We start from the raw sequence: 17,240 nt of genomic DNA, 5'->3' as shown, positions 1-17,240 counted from the left end.
ACTTCCGCCGAGGCCGATCCCCGACCCGTCCCCGCCCCACTTCCGGCCCGTCTCCGCTCATCTCCGACCCCAATGTCGAATCGGAGGTCCCCCGCCCAGGGGGACCCCCGAATTCCACATTACTTGAGGGGTCCGACAAATACGGTGGGTTGATCGCGAGAATGGATAACCCTCGAACGAGTGGCCTTTTACGCGAGGAAAACACATCGGGTCACGAGAATGTCCCCCGATGGTGGCATCAAGTCGACTGGCGGCGCACGAGAATCGTCGGCAGCACTTCCCGGCGGGCGCGGACCGGTTCGTCGCGGAGCAGGCGGAGCAGGTGCGTGACCATGTGCGCGACCTGGTCGTTCGGGTCCTGCTTGACCGTCGTCAGCGGCGGCTCGGTGTGCGGGGCGATCAGCGGGTGGTCGTCGAAGCCGACCACGGCCACGTCCTGCGGCACGCGCTTGCCCGCCTCGCGCAGCGCGTCGAGCGCTCCCGCGGCCATCAGGTCGCTCGCGACGAACGCGGCGTCCAGGTCCGGCACCCGCTCCAGGAGCTTGGCCATGGCCTGCTTGCCGCCCTCGCGGTCGTAGTTGCCGCTCTCGGTCATCAACGCCGTCATGGCGTCGTCCGCGCCCACGGCGGTGCGCCAGCCCTGCACGCGGTCGATCGACGAGAACTCGTCCACCGTGCCCGTGACGCTGACGATCTTCTTGCGGCCCAACGACAACAGGTGCTCGGTCGCGACGACCGCGCCGCCGATGTTGTCGTTGTCGACCAGGTGCAGGCCGCGCAGCGGACCCCACGGGCGGCCCGCGTAGACGACCGGCAGCGGCAGCTTGCGGGCGATCGACGGCAGCTGGTCGCCCTTGTGCGGCGCGAACAGCAGCGCGCCGTCCACGTGGCCGCCCGCCAGGAAGCGCTCGGCACGCGCCTGGTCCTCGGGGGAGTGCACGAGCATCAGGACCATCTGCACGTCCGCCGCCGCCAAGGCGCGCGCGCCCGCCCTGATCAGCTGGCCGAAGTGCGGGTCGTCGAAGATCTTCGGCTCCGGCTCGGAGAACACCACCGCGACCGCGTCCGTGCGCCGGGTGACCAGCGACCGGGCCGCGTGGTTCGGCGTGTACCCGAGCTCCACCACCGCCGCCGTCACCGCCTCGTGCGCTTCGGGGCTCACCCGCGGCGAGGAGTTCAGCACCCTGGACGCCGTCGCCCTCGACACGCCCGCCCTCTCGGCGACGTCCTCCAGGGTGGGTCGTGCCGCGCGCTGCGGTTGAACGGACACGGGCACCACTCCTCGGCGATCGACGAACCGGCTCAGCTTAGCCGGGCCGACCGTCGAGGGGAGCGCTCCCACAAGGTGCGGTCAGCGAGTTCCGCCGATTCGCGCGGGCACGGTCGGAGTGGGCCTGCGCAGCGGGGCGGGCGTCGGCGTGATGGACAGCCGGAGCAGCCCGTCCTCCCGCCGCACGGCCGTCTCCAAGCCCGCGCGGGCGGCCGTCCTGGCGAGGCCGGTCTCCGACGGCAGGCACCACGCCACGAGCTCGCGGTACCCGGCCGCGCGGGCGGTGTCGGCCAGCGCGCACAGCAGCGCCGTGCCGACACCGCGGTGCTGCCACGCGTCCTCGACGAGCAGCGAGATCTCCGCGGTGTCCGGAGTGGACGTTCGGATCAGCTGGCCCAGCGCCACGACCTGGTCCGCGCACTGCGCGACCACCGTGCTGCCGCGCGGCGGGCTGAGCAGCCGGTGCAGCCAGCGCCGCGGCAGCGTGCGCATCCCGGAGTGGTAGCGGGTGAACAGGGTCCTCATGGAGCACCGCGCGTGCAGGGCGGCCACGGCGTCCTCGTCGCCCAGGTCGCCCGCCCGCAGCACCAGCGCCATGCCGTCCGCGCTGATCAGCGCCGTCGGCTGCGGGGTGGCCGTGCCGGACTCGTCGAGCAGGTCGATCAACGCCGCCGCGCGGGCCAGTTCGACCTGGGTGAACGGCGACCAGCCGCGCCGCGCGACGACCACCGAGCCGTCACGGGTGAGCACCCGCACGTGGTGGCCCGGCTTGTCGTCGTCCAGGTCGCCCTCCGACCCCCGCGGCACCACGACGACCGAGTCCGCGGCCAGCACGGCGCGCAGGGCGTCGCACACGCTTCCGGGGTGGCGCACGGCGTTGCCCGCCGCCCGCAGCGCGGCCGTCGGCGCGTCCACCAGGTCCCGCACGTCGGCGTTGGTGATGCCGATGCACCGCCCGCCCTCGGCGCGGATCGCCTCGACCAGGTCCGCGGGCAGCAGGCCTGGCGCGACCTGCACCACGAGTTCGTCGATCACGCCGCCGGGCACCGGGATGACCGCCAGCGCGAGCACGTTGCAGTCGCGTTCGGCCAGTCTGATGGTGACCCGCGCGAGCGCTCCGGGGCTGTCGTCCAGCTGGACGCGCAGTCGCCAGGTCAGCGGTGTGGTCTTGCCGGTGGACTCCATCGCCCCAGGGTCACGAACCCCTGTTGCCGCTGGGGGACGGGCTTGTTTCGACTTCCGCTCAGGAGTTGCAGGACGGCGGCGGCAGCGGGTTGAGCGGGCTGCACGGCCATTCCCGGTTCTTCGTGGTGGTCGTCGTCACGGGAGGCGGCGTCGTCGAGGCGGGCGGGGCCGCGGCCTCGGTCGTCGTGGTCACCGGCGGCGGCGCGGCGGGCGGGCGCTCGGTGGTCGTCGTGGTGGTGGTCGTCGTCGTGGACGAGGACGGGCTGCTGCTGGAGGGGCCGCTGCTGGAGGACGAGGCGGGTCTGGAGCCGGTGGTCGGCATGACGGTCGCCCAGTTCAAGCCGGGCTTCGTCGAATCGCTGGGCTGGCTTCCGGGACCGTCGAGGAGAACACCCAGCAGCACACCCGCCAAAGCCGATGCCGCGACGGCCCCGCCGCACGCGGCCCAGAGCACTCGCACAGCAAACTCCTTCTCGACAAACAAGCACGTGGGGAGTGTTCGTCCGAGACAGTACAGGTGGTTCGACCTCGGATAAATGCGTCAGCTGAACTTAATCGAGCCATTCCAGGGTCGTCGGAGATGTGCGGAACTCGGTGAACCGATCGATCTCCCCGGCCACCCATTCGGGTGTCGACGCGCTGACCGGGAAGAATGGCCCGACCGTCGTCCCGACGCGCTCGCCTTTGTGCTCGACGGGCCGCACAGCGGCGAACTTTCCGTTCACCACGACGACCCGTGACGGCCAACCACCACGTCTGTCCACACGGTCGGGTGAAATGCGGTCAGCGACCGCGCCGCAGCGCGTTCAGGTCCTGCTGGATCCGGTCGAGCCTGCGCTCGACGCTCCCGGCGCCCGCGATCCGCGCGAGCACGAGGCTCGCGCCGGACAGGCCCGCGACCAGCACCGCGCCGGTCATGTGCCACGTCGGCGCGTCGCCGGTGCAGGTGAAGACCTCGGCGAACCGGTCGTCGGAGCAGGCGGCGAACGGGACGGCGGCCAGACCGATGCTGGAGGCGGCCACCCCGCCGAGCAGCGCGGAGCCGAAGGTGCGCATGAGGTCGAACGCGGCGTTCGCGGTGCCGACCGCGCCGATCACGAACAACAGGGGGATCGGACTGGGGAACGGACCCGCCGCGGCGCAGCCGAGCATGAGAGCCCCCACGACCACCTGCCCGACGGTCGTCTCCGTGCTCGTTCGTGACACCACCGGGGGACTTTAACCCGTTCAGGTGAGCTGCCGTCAGAACTTCGTAAGGCCGGAACAGGAGTGTGGCGGACGTCTTCCGGTGTCTGATTTGTCGAGGATGGACGGATGGACGAGCAGAGGGTGGTGGGCATGTCCCGGCGGGTTGTGCGGATCGCGGTCGCGGTGGTCCTGGTCGTGGGGGTCGGGGTGGCGCTGGCCCTGTTCCAGCCGTGGCGGCTGGTGACGACGCGGACGGCGAACGAGGCGTTGCTGGTCCCGGTGGCGAGCAGCGGCCCGCCGATGACCACGAGCGCGCCGCTGACGACCACGTCCGCGCCGACCACGAGCGCCGCGCCGCCGCCGACCACGTCCGCGCCGGCCGAGCCCGTGGCTCCGCCTGCTCCCGCGCCCCCGAAGGGTCCGGTCGCGCTGGCTTCGGGGCCGTTCCGCTCGCTGGAGCACGCGACGACGGGGTCGGCGACGCTCGTGCGGCTGGCCGACGGCGGGCACGCGGTGCAGTTCGAGGCGCTGGACACCAGCGACGGGCCGGACCTCTACGTGTACCTGTCGGACAAGGCGTCCACGGCGGGGGAGGCGGAGTTCGGCAGGGGGTTCACCAGCCTGGGCAAGTTGAAGGCCAACCAGGGCAACCAGGTGTACGCCATCCCGGCCGACGCCGACCTGAGCGGCGTGCGGAGCGTGGTCATCTGGTGCCAGCGGTTCTCCGCGGGGTTCGCGGTAGCCCCGCTGGAACAGGCCTGAGACGCGGGCGAAACATACCCGGTGGTCTGGTCCAGATAGGGCCGCAATGCCGTATTGACGTATCTGGTCTAGACCTCATAACGTGGTCTGCGACACCCGGGGCCCGGGGGGGGGGGGTGGGCCACCCCCCCGGGGGCGTGGCGGCGGCTCTGGGGGGTGAGCCATCGGGGGCGGGGGGCGCGCCCCCCCCCCCCCCCCCCGGACTCGGAACCCCGGATCTTCGGTGGGACACTGGTCCCGATGCTCACCAGGACCATCGCCATCCACTACGTCCGGGCCGCCCTGCGCGGCGCGCTCCGCGGTGGCCACGACGTGACCCCCGTCCTCGCCGCCGCGGGCATCAGCCCGGCGCTGCTGGAGGACGACCGCGCTCGGGTCACGGCCGAGCAGTACACGCTGCTCATCCAGGGCCTGTGGGAGGCGTTGGACGACGAGCTGATGGGGTTCGGCGCGAAACCCAGCAAGCGCGGGTCGTTCCAGACCATGTGCCTGCTCGCGGTGCACTGCCCGGACCTGGGGTCGGCGCTGCGGCGGGGGCTGGACTTCTACGAGCTGCTGGACTCGCGGCCCGCCATGACGCTCGTCGAGGACGACGACGGGTACCGGCTGGAACTGGACCTGTCCGACGCCTCCGACCCGGACCACTTCCTGGCCGAGTCGCTGCTGGTGCTGTGGCACCGGTTCTCCAGCTGGCTGATCGGGCGGCGGATCCCGTTGCGGCGCGTGGACTTCACCTACCCGGAGCCCGCGCACGGCGGCGAGTACCACCTGATCTTCGGGTGCCCGCTGCGGTTCGAGGCGCCCGTCACGGCGTTGCGGTTCGACGCCCGGTTCCTGCGGATGCCGGTGGTGCAGGACGAGGGGGCGCTGCGGAGGTACCTGCGCGGGTCGCCCGCGGAGTTGTTGTCCCGCAGGGACTACGGGGCGAACACCGCCGGGCTCGTGCGGCGCATCCTGGGCAACGGGATCACCGGGGGACTGCCCGAGGTGGCCGGTCGGCTCGGGGTCAGCGCGCCCACGCTGCGGCGGAAGCTGGCGGCCGAGGGGACGTCGTTCCGCGAGGTGCGGGAGCAACTGCTGCGGGACCAGGCCGTGGCGAGCCTCGTGCGAGGCGGGGAGTCGGTGGAGGACCTGGCGCTGCGGCTGGGGTTCTCGGAGGCCAGCGCGTTCCACCGGGCGTTCAAGCGGTGGACGGGCAGCAGTCCGGGCGCGTACCGGGCCGGGTCGTGACGTCGGGGCCCCCACCGCGGGAGCCCCGACGCCCGGCCGCCTAGAACTTCTCGTTCTTCGCCGCGCGCTCGCGCAGCGACGCCGGTGGGCGGAAGCGCTCGCCGTAGGTGTCGGCGAGGTAGTCGGCCCGCTCCACGAAGGCCGGGAGGCCGTAGGAGTTGACGAACTGGAGGGTGCCGCCGGACCAGGGGGCGAAGCCGAAGCCGAAGATGCTGCCGATGTTCGCGTCGCGGACGCTGGTCAGCACACCCTCGTCCAGGCAGCGCACGGTCTCCAGCGACTGCACGAACAGCAGGCGGTCGGCGACGTCCTGCTCGGCCACGCCCGCGTCGTCCTTGGCGTAGCGGGTCAGCAGTTCCGGCCAGAGGAACTTCTTGGCGCCCTCGGGGTACTCGTAGAAGCCCGCGCCGCCGGACTTGCCGGTGCGGCCCAGCGCCACCAGCTCCTCGATGACCTTGAACGCCGGGTGGGTGCCCAGCGCCGCCGCCTCCGGGTCGTCGGCGAGGGTCTGGTCGCGGATCTTGAGCTGGAGGGTGAGCGTCACCTCGTCGGAGACCGCCAGCGGACCCACGGCCATGCCCGCCTTGCGGGCCACGTTCTCGATCAGGGCCGGGCGCACGCCCTCGGCGACCATCGTGACGGCCTCGGTGACGTACGTGCCGAACGTGCGCGAGGTGTAGAAACCCCTGCTGTCGTTGACGACGATGGGCGTCTTGCCGATCTGGAGGACGTAGTCGAACGCCTTGGCGAGGGTCTCGTCCGAGGTCTTCTCGCCCCGGATGATCTCCACCAGGCGCATCTTCTGCACCGGCGAGAAGAAGTGCAGGCCGATGAACTTCTCCGGGTCGGTCACCGCCGTCGCCAGGCCGGTGATCGGCAGCGTGGAGGTGTTGGAGGCGATCACGGCGTCCGGCAGGGCCGCCGCCTCGGCCGCGGGCAGGACCTTGCCCTTGAGCTCGCGGTTCTCGAACACCGCCTCGATGACCAGGTCGCAGCCCGCGAGGTCGGCGTCGGAGTCGGTCGCGGTGATGCCCGCGATCCCGTTGGCGCCCTTCTCGGCCGCCTCGCGGGTCACGTCCTTGAGCACGACCTCGATGCCCGCCTTGGCGCTGACCTCGGCGATGCCCGCGCCCATCATGCCCGCGCCGAGCACGCCCACCTTGGCGGTCTTCCGACGGTCCACTCCGGACGGTCGGGAGCCCCCGGCGTTGATCTCGTTGAGCTGGAACCAGAACGCGGTGATCATGTTCTTGGACACCTGGCCGGAGGCCAGCTCCAGGAAGTACCGGCCCTCGATCAGCAGCGCGGTGTCGAAGTCGACCAGCGCGCCCTCGACGGCCGCCGCGAGGATCTTCTCCGGGGCGGGGAAGGCGCCGTGGGTCTTCTTGCGCAGCACGGCGGGCGCGGCGGCCAGCAGGGCGTAGACGTTCGGGTCGCCGGGCCGCATGTCCTTGATGGTGAAGCCGGGCTTGTCCCACGGCTGCTGCGGCGCCGGGTTCGCGACGATCCACGCCCGCGCCTTGGCGATCAGCTCGTCGCGGTCGGCGGCCAGCTCGTGGACGATGCCCGCCTGGAGCGCGCGCTCGGGGCGGAGCTGCTTGCCCTCCATGAGCAGCGGCAGCGCGGCCTGCACGCCCAGCAGGCGCACCATCCTGGTCACGCCGCCGCCACCGGGGAGCAGCCCCAGCGTGGCCTCGGGCAGGCCGAGCTTGATCTTGTCGTCGTTCAGGACCACGCGGTGGTGGCACGCCAGCGCGATCTCCAGGCCGCCGCCCAGCGCCGCGCCGTTGATCGCGGCGACCACGGGCTTGCCGAGCAGTTCGAGCCTGCGCAGCTGGCCCTTCACCTGGGAGACGCCCGCCAAGGCCTCCTCGGAGTTCTCCGGGGTGACCTGGATCAGCACGTTCAGGTCACCGCCCGCGAAGAACGTCTTCTTCGCCGACGTGAGCACCACGCCGGCGATCTCGTCGCGCTCGGCCTCCAGCCGGTCGACCGCCTCGCCCATGGCCTCCTGGTACTCGGCGTTCATCACGTTCGCCGAGCCGGACATGTCCATGGTGAGCGTGACGACGCCGTCGGCGTCCTTCTCGTAGTGCACAGGCACGGTCAGACCCTCTCGATGATCGTGGCGATGCCCATGCCGCCGCCGACGCACAGCGTGGCGAGGCCTCGGCGGAGGTCCTGGCGCTCCAGCTCGTCGAGCAGGGTCGACAGGATCATGCAGCCGGTGGCGCCCAGCGGGTGGCCCATGGCGATCGCGCCGCCGTTGACGTTGATCTTCTCCTCGGGCAGGTCCAGGTCGCGCTGGAACTTCAGCACCACGGAGGAGAACGCCTCGTTGATCTCGAACAGGTCGATGTCCTCGACGGTCAGGCCCGCGCGGTCCAGCGCCTTGCGCGCGGCCGGGGCCGGACCGGTCAGCATGATCGTCGGCTCGGTGCCGACCACGGCGGTCGCGATGATCCGCGCTCGGGGCGTCAGGCCGAGGTCGCGGCCCGCCCGCTCGTTGCCGATGAGCATCGCGGCGGCCCCGTCGACGATCTGCGACGAGTTGCCGGGGGTGTGGACGTGGGTGATCCGCTCGACCGCCGGGTAGCGGTCGATGGCCACCGAGTCGTAGCCGAGGTCGCCGTGGAACTGGAAGCTCGGCTTGAGGCCCGCCAGCCGCTCCAGCGTCGTCTCCGGGCGGATGGTCTCGTCGGCGGCGAGCACGAGCGTGCCGTTCTGGTCGACCACGGGGACGATCGAGCGGTCGAAGTAGCCCTTCTCCTGCGCCAGGGTCGCCAGCCGGTGCGAGCGCACGGCCCAGGTGTCGACCGCCTCCCGGTCGAAGCCCTCCAGCGTGGCGATCAGGTCCGCGCTCACGCCCTGCGGGACGAAGTTCGTCGCCATGTTGGTCTCCGGGTCCGACGCCCACGCACCGCCGTCCGAGCCCATCGCCACGCGCGACATCGACTCGACGCCGCCCGCCACGACCAGGTCCTCGAAACCGGACGCGACCTTCGCCGCCGCCATGTTCACCGACTCCAGGCCCGAGGCGCAGAACCGGTTGAGCTGCACGCCCGCCGTCCGCTGCGCCCACCCGGCCGCCAGCACGGCCGTGCGCGCGATGTCCGAGCCCTGCTCGCCGACCGGCGACACGACGCCGAACACCACGTCGTCCACCTGCGAGGTGTCCAGCGCGTTCCGCTCGGACAGCGCCCGCAGCACCCCGGCCGCGAGCGCGATCGGCTTGACGCTGTGCAGCGACCCGCGCTTTCCCTTGCCGCGCGGCGTCCGCACGGCATCGAAGATCAAGGCTTCGCTCATGCATTCGACGGTAGGCCGATCCCACTGGGATTCCCATGACCGGATCGACTGACAAATTCGCTCAGTGAGACCGGTGGTCCCAGGCCGTTGACCAGGCTCGGGTGATCACCGACCGACAAATTAGCTCACGTTCGGCGCTCCAGGTGAAGCTCGATGGTCATGGCAGACCGGGCGGTGCGGTGCTTGGCTGGCGGTATGCCGAAGCGCCGTTCCGCCTGGATGACCGAGGACCTCGACCAGCTGCGCGAGCTGGCCCGCACCTTCATGGCCAAGGAGGTGACCCCGCACCAGGAGCGCTGGGCCGAGCAGAAGCACGTCGACCGCGAGCTGTGGACCAAGGCGGGCGAGGTCGGGCTGCTCTGCCTGTCCATCCCCGAGGAGTACGGCGGTGGCGGCGGGACGTTCGCCCACGAGGCCGTGCTGATCGAGGAGCAGGCGCGCGCCGGGGACAGCGCGTGGGGCAACAGCGTGCACAGCGGCATCGTGGCCCCCTACCTCGTCGCCTACGGCACGGAGGAGCAGAAGCTCCGGTGGCTGCCGAAGCTCGCGAGCGGCGAGTACGTCGGGGCCATCGCGATGTCCGAGCCCGGCGCCGGGTCGGACCTCCAGGGCATCAAGACCAAGGCGATCCGCGACGGCGACGAGTACGTGGTGAACGGCTCGAAGACGTTCATCACCAACGGCAGCCAGGCCGACCTCGTCGTCGTGGTCGTCAAGACCGACCCGGCCGAGGGCGCGGCGGGCACGTCGCTCGTGGTCGTGGAGACGGACCAGGCGCCGGGGTTCCGGCGCGGGCGGGTGCTCGACAAGGTCGGGATGAAGGGCCAGGACACCGCGGAGCTGTTCTTCGACGACGTGCGCGTCCCCGCGGCCAACCTGCTCGGCGGCGCGGAGGGGCAGGGGTTCGTCCAGCTGATGAACCAGCTCCCGCAGGAGCGGCTGATCATCGCGGTGGCGTCCATCGCGGGCATCGAGGCCGCCGTGGCGATGACGCTGGAGTACGTGAAGGACCGCACGGCGTTCGGCCGGGAGCTGATCAAGTTCCAGAACACCCGGTTCACCCTCGCCGAGTGCGCCACCGAGGCGGCCGTGACCAGGTCGTTCGTCGACGACTGCGTCCAGCGGCACCTGGAGGGGCAGCTCGACATCCCGACGGCCGCGATGGCCAAGTGGTGGTCCACCGAGCGGCTCTGCCGGGTCGTGGACGAGTGCGTGCAGCTCTTCGGCGGCTACGGGTACATGACGGAGTACCCGATCGCGCGGGCCTGGGCGGACGCGCGGGTGCAGAAGATCTACGGCGGCACGAACGAGATCATGAAGGAAATCATCGCCCGATCCCTGTAGGAGGCAGTCGTGAAGCAGGGACCACTGGCCGGGCTGAGGGTCGTGGAGCTGGCCGGGCTCGCGCCCGCGCCGTTCGGGGCGATGGTGCTGGCCGACCTCGGCGCGGACGTCGTCCGGGTGGACCGGATCGGCGGCGACCCCGGCGCGGTGCCCGGCGACCCGCTGGGCCGCGGCAGGCGGTCGGTCGGCATCGACATCCGCACGCCCGAGGGGGCCGGGCTGGTGCTGCGCCTGGTCGACCACGCGGACGTGCTGATCGAGGGCTTCCGGCCCGGCGTGACCGAGCGGCTGGGCATCGGGCCCGCCCAGTGCCTGGCCCGCAACCCGCGGCTGGTCTACGGCCGGATGACGGGCTGGGGCCAGGACGGGCCGCTGGCCGACCGCGCGGGCCACGACATCAACTACATCGCCGTCGCGGGCGCGTTGGAGCCCATCGGACGGGCCGGTGAGGCGCCGACCGTGCCGCTGAACCTGCTCGGCGACTTCGGCGGCGGTGGACTGCTGCTGGCCATGGGCGTGCTGGCCGCGCTGTACGAGCGCGAGCGGTCCGGGCGCGGGCAGGTCGTCGACGCCTCGATGGTCGAGGGTGCGGCGCTGCTCACCACGTTCCTGCACGGGATGCGCGCGGCGGGCGGCGAGAAGGGCGAGCGCGGCACGAACCTGCTGGACGGCGGCGCGCCGTTCTACGACGTCTACCAGGCCGCCGACGGCCGGTACGTGGCGCTCGGGGCGCTGGAGGAGAAGTTCTTCGCCGAGCTGGCCGCGCTGCTGGGCCTGACCGACCTGCCGAACCGGCACGACCCGGCGAACTGGCCTGAGCTGCGGGAACTCATCGGGGCGGCGGTCGCGACGAAGACCAGGGACGAGTGGGCGGACCTCGCGGCGGGCACGGACGCGTGCCTCGCGCCGGTGCTCGAACCCGGCGAGGCGCCCTCGCACCCGCACAACGTCGCGCGCGGCACGTTCATCGACGTGGACGGGACGGCGCTGCCCGCTCCGGCCCCGCGGTTCGACCGGACGCCCGCGGGCCATCCCGAGCCGCCCGTGCGGGCCGGAAAACACACGATCGAAGTGCTCGAGGAGCTCCGTGTCCCAGAAGCTGAGATTACGGAACTGAGTCGGTCCGGAGTTATTGGCTGATCATTAAAAGGGCAGCGAAATACGCGCCGGGAAAGTGTCACGGCATTAGATCGCGGTTGTCACGCAGCGTGCTCGCCGAGCAGCGCTCGGGTGAGCGGCGGGACCCTCGGGGTGTGCTGATGGTTCGCGAGTACCTCGGTGCGCTGGCTGGGGATTGTCGGGCGAGACGCCCGTACCCAGGTCATCGTCCCGGCGAAGCGGGACCTTGAGCGGCCATTCGGGTGATGCTGGAGGGTCGCTTGACGCCATCAGGCGGCGGATCTTGGGTCCGGACGGGGGCAGGAGGCGTGTTCGACGTTCATCATCCGGGTGAATGGGGGACCATGTCGGGTGACGCGGCGTGCACCCGGTCGTCACCGGGGGTCCGCCGGCACGTACCTGAGCGGACGGAGTGGCTTGACGTGAACACGAAGAAGGTGGTCGTGCTGGCGGCGGTCGCGCTGGTGCTGTTCCTCCTGATCACCCGCCCGGTTGAGTCCGCGGACGCGGTGTCGCAGGTGCTCGCCTGGCTGCGCCAGGGCGCGGAATCCATCATCACGTTCGTCCGGAGCCTCTTCGGCTAGTAGCTCCGCGCCCGGTTCGTCCCGCTTCGCCGGGTGTCGCGGCCCGCCGCCACGGGGGCCGCGACAGCCGTGTCAGACCCGTCACCCACGGTGACACGGCCCCCGCGCCGTTGAGCCTTATGGGTGGAATAGGGGCTATAACACCCTGGTAACGGGGTTACTGACAAACAAGGGTCTAGCGGTTGCCCAAACCGTTGAATACGGTGCGCTGCATTGGCTGATCTTCGACCCCAGGGAGGCATAAATGGTCGAGGACTCCGGAGTCGACGAACTGCTTAGGCAGTGGGCGGCGGAGCGGTCGGACGACGCTGAGATGCAGGAGGTGAACCGGATCAAGAACGCCTGGCTGGCGGAGGCACCACCCAGCGCGTCGCCGGGGATCCCCAGCCAGCGGGCGAACGGTGGACCACGAGGCGTGGTGCGGGTCGAGTCGGCCAGCCCCGCGTACGTGGCGGCTATGCGGAGGAGGGCGCCCGAGGTGCCCGAGGTCCTCCTGGAGGCGGCGGCGAGCTACTGGCAGCTCGTGGGCGACCTCGCCGAGGCTGAGCAGTGGTGGGACGCGGGCATCAGCCCGTTGGACCAGCGCGCTCTGGACTACCGGGTGGCCGGGCTCCTGCCCGCCGACCTCGGTCGTCGACTCGGTCCGATGACGGTGCTCCAGCACCTGCGTCGGGGCAGCGCGGCGGCGTGGTGCGTCGCGCGTCTTCAGCGGCAGCGCCGGGACGGCGTCGCCTAGGACGGTCGGCGGTCCGGAAACGGGAGTGGGCTCCGAGGCGGAGCCCCAACCCTTGGGTCACCCGGCCCTGGACCTCCAACCGCGGTACCGCCGGTGCTAGCTTTGACTGGTGTCCGGCGGCCCGATCACCCCCCAGCGCGTGTCCATCGCGCTCCTCTGCGTGGTCACGCTGGTGGGTTGTTGCGGTCTCGCGTGGTGGCAGTGGACGAGGTTCGAGTCCGCCGCGGGGACCTTCCAGAACCTCGGCTACGTGTTGCAGTGGCCGCTGTTCGGACTCTTCCCGGCCTTCATGGTCTGGCGCATCCGCAGGCTCGACGCGCAGCGCGGGGCGGAGGCCCCGAAAACCGAGCCGCCCGTGGACGCGCCCACGCCTGTCGTTACCGTTGACGCCGTCAGTGCTCCCGTCGTGGACGAGGACGACGAGCTGGCGGTCTACAACCGCTACCTCGCCGACCTGAACGCGCGGGACTCGCGGTAGCGGAGCGAAGGCGGTCGGACGGGCGATGAGCGGTGCGTTGAACCGGTTCAGGTTCATGGCCTACGTGGTCGGTGTCGGCCTGCTCCTGCTGGTCGTGGCGATGCTGTTGAAGTACGTCGGCGACGCCCCCGGCATGGTCAAGGTCGTCGGCCCGGTCCACGGCTTCCTCTACGCCATCTACCTGGTCGTCGCGGTCGACCTCGGGCTCAAGTCCCGGTGGTCGATGAAGGGCACGATCCTGGTGCTGCTCGCGGGCACGATCCCGTTCCTGTCGTTCTACGCGGAGCGCAAGGTGGTCGAGCGCGTCCGCGAGGGCGTCCCACTGTGAGGCGACCCCTGTTGACCTGCGGCACGGCCTGCGAATAGCGTCTGGGCACATCAACTGAACACGGCCGTCGATGGCGCGCGGAAGAGTCCCCGCGAGGGGCGCCGAAGGAGCAACTCCTCCCCGGAATCTCTCAGGCACAGGTACCGCGCGACGCAGGCAACTCTGAAAAGCAGGCGCACCCGCGCGCCTCGCCCACGGTGCAAGTCGCGCTCGCGCGACGAAGCTCTCAGGCTCATGACAGAGGGGGAGGCTCGCTCACAGGAGGAGTCTCGCCGATGACCGTGTTCCCACTGCCCGCCGCCGGTCGACTCGACGCCCACGCGGCGGAGTCGGCCGTTGAGCATGCCCACCAGGGAGGATCCACCCAGATGGAAAGCCGTCGGACGCCGCTGCACGCCGAGCACGAGGCGCTGGGCGCCATGTTCACCGACTTCGCGGGCTGGCGGATGCCGCTGCGCTACGACAGCGAGCTGGTCGAGCACCACGCGGTCCGCACGACGGCCGGCCTGTTCGACCTGACGCACATGGGCGAGATCGTGCTGGAGGGCCCCGAGGCCGGCGCCGCGCTGGACTACGCGCTGGTGGGCCACAGCTCCGCGATCGGCGTCGGCCGCGCCCGCTACACGATGATCACCCGGGCCGACGGCGGGGTGCTGGACGACCTGATCGTGTACCGACTGGGTGAACTCGAGTACCTCGTCGTGGCGAACGCCTCCAACGCCGAGCTGGTGTTCGGCGAGCTCGTCGAGCGGGCGAAGGACTTCGACACCACCGTCGTGGACAGGTCGACGGACTACGCGCTGCTCGCCGTGCAGGGCCCCAACTCCACCGCGATCGTGGCGGGCCTGACGCCGACCGACCTGGCGACGGTGAAGTACTACGCGTCGTACCCGACCGAGGTCGCGGGCACGCCGGTGCTGCTGGCCAGGACGGGCTACACGGGCGAGGACGGCTTCGAGCTGTTCGTGGCCCCCGCCGACGCCCCCGCCGTCTGGGCGGCGCTGCTGGAGGCGGGCAAGGACCACGGGCTCAAGCCCGCCGGGCTCGGCTGCCGCGACACGCTGCGCCTGGAAGCCGGGATGCCGTTGTACGGCAACGAACTCGACACCGCGCACACCCCGTACCACGCGAACCTCGGCCGGGTCGTCAAGCTCGACAAGCCGGGCGACTTCGTCGGCCGCGACGCGCTGGCGAAGGTCGCGGAGTCCGGTGTGGACACCACGCTGGTGGGGCTCAAGGCCGCGGGCCGCCGGGCGCCGAGGCACGGGTACACCGTGCTCGACGCGGACGGCGCCGCGGTCGGCGAGATCACCAGCGGGGCGCTGTCCCCGACGCTCGGGTACTCGGTGGCGATGGCGTACGTGGCCAAGTCCAGCGCCGAGCCCGGCACCAAGCTGGCGGTCGACGTCCGAGGCAGGCAGGAGCCCGTCGAGGTCGTCGCACTGCCGTTCTACAAGCGCGCCAACTGATCCGGTCAAGGGAGATCACATGTCCGACCACTTCACCACCTCCCTCGCGGAGTTCGACCCCGAGGTGGCCGACGCCGTCGCCGCCGAGCTCGCCCGCCAGCAGAACACGCTGGAGATGATCGCGTCGGAGAACTTCACGCCGGTCTCGGTGCTCCAGGCGCAGGGCTCGGTGCTCACCAACAAGTACGCGGAGGGCTACCCCGGCCGCCGCTACTACGGCGGCTGCGAGCACGTCGACGTCATCGAGCGCCTCGCGATCTCGCGGATCAAGGAGCTGTTCGGCGCGGGCTTCGCGAACGTGCAGCCGCACTCCGGCGCGCAGGCCAACGCCGCCGCGATGTTCGCGCTGCTCAACACCGGCGACACGATCCTCGGCCTCGACCTGGCGCACGGCGGCCACCTGACCCACGGCATGCGGATCAACTTCTCCGGCAAGCTGTACAACGTGGTGCCGTACCACGTGTCCGATTCGGACGGTCTGGTCGACATGGCCGAGGTCGAGCGCCTCGCCGTGGAGCACCAGCCGAAGCTGATCGTCGCGGGCTGGTCCGCCTACCCGCGCCAGCTGGACTTCGCCGAGTTCCGCCGCATCGCGGACTCCGTCGGCGCGTTCCTGATGGTGGACATGGCCCACTTCGCCGGCCTCGTCGCCGCGGGCCTGCACCCGAGCCCGGTGCCGCACGCCCACGTGACCACGACCACCACGCACAAGACCCTCGGCGGTCCGCGCGGCGGCGTGATCCTGTCCAACGACGCCGACATCGCGAAGAAGATCAACTCCGCGGTGTTCCCCGGCCAGCAGGGCGGCCCGCTGGAGCACGTGATCGCGGGCAAGGCCGTGGCGTTCAAGCACGCGGCGAGCCCGGAGTTCGCCGACCGCCAGCGCCGCACGGTCGAGGGCGCGAAGATCCTCGCCGACCGCCTGCTCCAGCCCGACGCCGCCGCGGCGGGCATCAAGGTCCTCACCGGCGGCACCGACGTCCACCTGGTCCTCGTCGACCTGGTCGCGTCGGAGCTGGACGGCAAGCAGGCCGAGGACCGCCTCCACCAGGTCGGCATCACGGTCAACCGCAACGCGGTCCCGAACGACCCCCGCCCCCCGATGGTCACGTCCGGCCTGCGCATCGGCACCCCCGCCCTCGCCACCCGCGGCTTCGGCGCGGCCGACTTCACCGAGGTCGCCGACATCATCGTCGCCGCCCTCCAGGCCGAGCCGGACTTCACCGAACTCCGCACGCGCGCCGAGGTCCTGGCCGCCAAGCACCCGCTGTACTCGGACCTCTGATCCCGGTCCCGGCACACGAGAACGGCCCCCGCGGTGCGGGGGCCGTTCTCGTTTCTCACCGCGAAGCGAATGAGCGGCAAGACAATCGGGTGACCAGTGAAGCCCGGCCCCTTCCCCGGGGCCGGGCTTCACTGGTCTACCAGTGGTTTCGCACTACGCGGCGGGGGCCGTCACGCCCGGCGGCAGGCACTGGACGTTGCGCTTGCCATCCGGCTGGATGACGAACCACGTGCCGCCAACGCCCTGGCCCGCCCACTTGCCGGGGCCCGGGTCCTTGGAGTACGTGTACAGCGCCCAGCCCGCCAGGGTGACCTGGGTCTTGCCGTCGGCGCGGACGATCGTGCCGACGAGGGCCGGGTCGACGCCTTCGAGCTGCGGGGTGGAACCCGCGGCGACCTCGACCGGCGGCCAGGTCTCGGCGCACTTGTCGTTGCAGTTGGACGCCGGCGGCTTGGGGGTGTCCTTGTCGAAGCGGTACAGCGTGCGGCCGTCGCCGTCCTGCACGACGTCGCCCATCTTGTCGACGGTCTTGGCGACCAGTCGGATGTTCGACACGGCGGGGGCGGCGGGGGTCTGGGCGGCGCTCGTCTGGGCGCCCGCGGCGGGAGCCACAGCCTCGCTGCTGGTGGCCGGGGTGTCGTAGCCGTAGTCACCCGGCGCGGCAGCTGCCTCCACCGCGGAACCGGTCTGAGCCACGTTGGTGCCCTGAACGCCAACGGCGTTGGTGCTCCACATGACCAGGGCGAGCACGGTTGCCATGCCGCCTGCAACGGCGATGGCGATGCGGTTACGTCGGATCACTTCTCAACTCCTCCTCGTCCGTTCATTCGCTTCACTGGAGCAATACGGCCGGTCCGCGTGAGCGGTTCAGAACCGAACCGAAAACAATCTGGAGACGAACTACAGCTACCCGTCTTGGCTCAGGAGGCTCGTGGTGGTCGGTACCGGTGGAG

Annotated in this window: 18 protein-coding genes and 1 riboswitch; of the genes, 11 read left to right on the top strand and 7 right to left on the bottom strand. The window is 71.1% G+C overall.

Annotated elements, in window-relative coordinates; all coding sequences use genetic code 11:
- Positions 1 to 238: 238 nt before the first annotated feature.
- Both ACFWW9_RS09440 and ACFWW9_RS09435 read right to left on the bottom strand, forming a co-directional pair.
- Positions 239 to 1,270 carry a LacI family DNA-binding transcriptional regulator gene (locus tag ACFWW9_RS09440; RefSeq protein WP_390373811.1) on the bottom strand — a complete coding sequence of 344 codons (1,032 nt, stop codon included), beginning with the start codon at positions 1,268 to 1,270 and terminating at the stop codon, positions 239 to 241.
- 81 nt (positions 1,271 to 1,351) lie between these two features.
- Positions 1,352 to 2,455, bottom strand: coding sequence for a GNAT family N-acetyltransferase (locus ACFWW9_RS09435; RefSeq protein WP_390373808.1), 1,104 nt, complete (start codon positions 2,453 to 2,455; stop codon positions 1,352 to 1,354).
- Between the two features lie 65 nt (positions 2,456 to 2,520).
- Between ACFWW9_RS09435 and ACFWW9_RS09430 the strand changes: the two genes are divergently transcribed.
- A complete protein-coding gene (locus ACFWW9_RS09430) occupies positions 2,521 to 2,991 on the top strand; it encodes a hypothetical protein (protein WP_390373806.1) in 471 nt (156 codons plus the stop codon).
- A 15-nt stretch (positions 2,992 to 3,006) separates the two neighbouring features.
- Here ACFWW9_RS09430 and ACFWW9_RS09425 read toward each other — a convergent pair whose 3' ends face one another.
- Together ACFWW9_RS09425 and ACFWW9_RS09420 are read right to left on the bottom strand one after the other, a co-directional pair.
- Positions 3,007 to 3,180 carry a hypothetical protein gene (locus tag ACFWW9_RS09425; RefSeq protein WP_390373804.1) on the bottom strand — a complete coding sequence of 58 codons (174 nt, stop codon included), beginning with the start codon at positions 3,178 to 3,180 and terminating at the stop codon, positions 3,007 to 3,009.
- A gap of 58 nt (positions 3,181 to 3,238) precedes the next feature.
- Positions 3,239 to 3,664 (bottom strand): hypothetical protein, encoded by a 426-nt coding sequence (locus ACFWW9_RS09420; protein WP_390373801.1) that lies wholly within the window; start codon positions 3,662 to 3,664, stop codon positions 3,239 to 3,241.
- Between the two features lie 105 nt (positions 3,665 to 3,769).
- On the opposite strand from ACFWW9_RS09420, the gene ACFWW9_RS09415 reads away from it, so the two are divergent.
- Positions 3,770 to 4,405: a DM13 domain-containing protein gene (locus ACFWW9_RS09415; protein WP_390373800.1), complete on the top strand. Its 636-nt coding sequence runs from the start codon at positions 3,770 to 3,772 to the stop codon at positions 4,403 to 4,405.
- 240 nt (positions 4,406 to 4,645) lie between these two features.
- The gene (locus tag ACFWW9_RS09410) at positions 4,646 to 5,635 is read left to right on the top strand and encodes an AraC family transcriptional regulator (protein ID WP_390373797.1); all 990 of its coding nucleotides are present in this window, start codon (positions 4,646 to 4,648) and stop codon (positions 5,633 to 5,635) included.
- Between the two features lie 40 nt (positions 5,636 to 5,675).
- Here the strand turns inward: ACFWW9_RS09410 and ACFWW9_RS09405 are convergent, their stop codons facing one another.
- Complete coding sequence (locus ACFWW9_RS09405) at positions 5,676 to 7,739, bottom strand: 3-hydroxyacyl-CoA dehydrogenase NAD-binding domain-containing protein (protein WP_390373794.1); 2,064 nt, start codon at positions 7,737 to 7,739, stop codon at positions 5,676 to 5,678.
- Between the two features lie 2 nt (positions 7,740 to 7,741).
- Entirely contained in the window at positions 7,742 to 8,944 is a 1,203-nt protein-coding gene (locus ACFWW9_RS09400) for an acetyl-CoA C-acetyltransferase (protein ID WP_390373792.1), read from the bottom strand.
- Between the two features lie 195 nt (positions 8,945 to 9,139).
- Between ACFWW9_RS09400 and ACFWW9_RS09395 the strand changes: the two genes are divergently transcribed.
- From ACFWW9_RS09395 to glyA, 8 genes are all read left to right on the top strand, one after another.
- Positions 9,140 to 10,288 carry an acyl-CoA dehydrogenase family protein gene (locus ACFWW9_RS09395; RefSeq protein WP_390373790.1) on the top strand — a complete coding sequence of 383 codons (1,149 nt, stop codon included), beginning with the start codon at positions 9,140 to 9,142 and terminating at the stop codon, positions 10,286 to 10,288.
- A gap of 9 nt (positions 10,289 to 10,297) precedes the next feature.
- Positions 10,298 to 11,428, top strand: a complete 1,131-nt coding sequence (locus tag ACFWW9_RS09390; RefSeq protein WP_390373788.1) for a CaiB/BaiF CoA transferase family protein — start codon at positions 10,298 to 10,300, stop codon at positions 11,426 to 11,428.
- 401 nt (positions 11,429 to 11,829) lie between these two features.
- The gene (locus ACFWW9_RS09385; protein ID WP_390373785.1) at positions 11,830 to 11,991 is read left to right on the top strand and encodes a hypothetical protein; all 162 of its coding nucleotides are present in this window, start codon (positions 11,830 to 11,832) and stop codon (positions 11,989 to 11,991) included.
- A 244-nt stretch (positions 11,992 to 12,235) separates the two neighbouring features.
- The gene (locus ACFWW9_RS09380) at positions 12,236 to 12,727 is read left to right on the top strand and encodes a helix-turn-helix transcriptional regulator (protein WP_259623720.1); all 492 of its coding nucleotides are present in this window, start codon (positions 12,236 to 12,238) and stop codon (positions 12,725 to 12,727) included.
- A 109-nt stretch (positions 12,728 to 12,836) separates the two neighbouring features.
- Complete coding sequence (locus tag ACFWW9_RS09375; protein ID WP_390373783.1) at positions 12,837 to 13,205, top strand: hypothetical protein; 369 nt, start codon at positions 12,837 to 12,839, stop codon at positions 13,203 to 13,205.
- A gap of 25 nt (positions 13,206 to 13,230) precedes the next feature.
- Positions 13,231 to 13,533, top strand: a complete 303-nt coding sequence (locus ACFWW9_RS09370; RefSeq protein WP_390373780.1) for a DUF3817 domain-containing protein — start codon at positions 13,231 to 13,233, stop codon at positions 13,531 to 13,533.
- 68 nt (positions 13,534 to 13,601) lie between these two features.
- Positions 13,602 to 13,689, top strand: a riboswitch (glycine riboswitch).
- A gap of 212 nt (positions 13,690 to 13,901) precedes the next feature.
- The gene (gene gcvT, locus ACFWW9_RS09365) at positions 13,902 to 15,002 is read left to right on the top strand and encodes a glycine cleavage system aminomethyltransferase GcvT (protein WP_390373777.1); all 1,101 of its coding nucleotides are present in this window, start codon (positions 13,902 to 13,904) and stop codon (positions 15,000 to 15,002) included.
- 19 nt (positions 15,003 to 15,021) lie between these two features.
- The gene (gene glyA / locus ACFWW9_RS09360) at positions 15,022 to 16,287 is read left to right on the top strand and encodes a serine hydroxymethyltransferase (RefSeq protein WP_390373775.1); all 1,266 of its coding nucleotides are present in this window, start codon (positions 15,022 to 15,024) and stop codon (positions 16,285 to 16,287) included.
- A 153-nt stretch (positions 16,288 to 16,440) separates the two neighbouring features.
- On the opposite strand, the gene ACFWW9_RS09355 is transcribed toward glyA, so the two are convergent.
- Positions 16,441 to 17,088: a hypothetical protein gene (locus tag ACFWW9_RS09355; protein WP_390373772.1), complete on the bottom strand. Its 648-nt coding sequence runs from the start codon at positions 17,086 to 17,088 to the stop codon at positions 16,441 to 16,443.
- Positions 17,089 to 17,240 lie beyond the last annotated feature (152 nt).

Origin of the sequence: Umezawaea sp. NPDC059074 (assembly GCF_042738955.1) — a bacterium.
GTDB lineage: Bacteria > Actinomycetota > Actinomycetes > Mycobacteriales > Pseudonocardiaceae > Umezawaea.
Note: the sequence above shows the minus strand (reverse complement) of the source record. Positions and strands in the feature narration are given on the sequence as shown.

Coding starts and splice junctions, on each gene's coding strand:
- ACFWW9_RS09415 (WP_390373800.1), top strand. CDS start 3,770: ATGGACGAGCAGAGGGTGGTGGGCATGTCCCGGCGGGTTGTGCGGATC.
- ACFWW9_RS09410 (WP_390373797.1), top strand. CDS start 4,646: ATGCTCACCAGGACCATCGCCATCCACTACGTCCGGGCCGCCCTGCGC.
- ACFWW9_RS09395 (WP_390373790.1), top strand. CDS start 9,140: ATGCCGAAGCGCCGTTCCGCCTGGATGACCGAGGACCTCGACCAGCTG.
- ACFWW9_RS09370 (WP_390373780.1), top strand. CDS start 13,231: ATGAGCGGTGCGTTGAACCGGTTCAGGTTCATGGCCTACGTGGTCGGT.
- ACFWW9_RS09380 (WP_259623720.1), top strand. CDS start 12,236: ATGGTCGAGGACTCCGGAGTCGACGAACTGCTTAGGCAGTGGGCGGCG.
- gcvT (WP_390373777.1), top strand. CDS start 13,902: ATGGAAAGCCGTCGGACGCCGCTGCACGCCGAGCACGAGGCGCTGGGC.
- ACFWW9_RS09400 (WP_390373792.1), bottom strand. CDS start 8,944: ATGAGCGAAGCCTTGATCTTCGATGCCGTGCGGACGCCGCGCGGCAAG.
- glyA (WP_390373775.1), top strand. CDS start 15,022: ATGTCCGACCACTTCACCACCTCCCTCGCGGAGTTCGACCCCGAGGTG.
- ACFWW9_RS09435 (WP_390373808.1), bottom strand. CDS start 2,455: ATGGAGTCCACCGGCAAGACCACACCGCTGACCTGGCGACTGCGCGTC.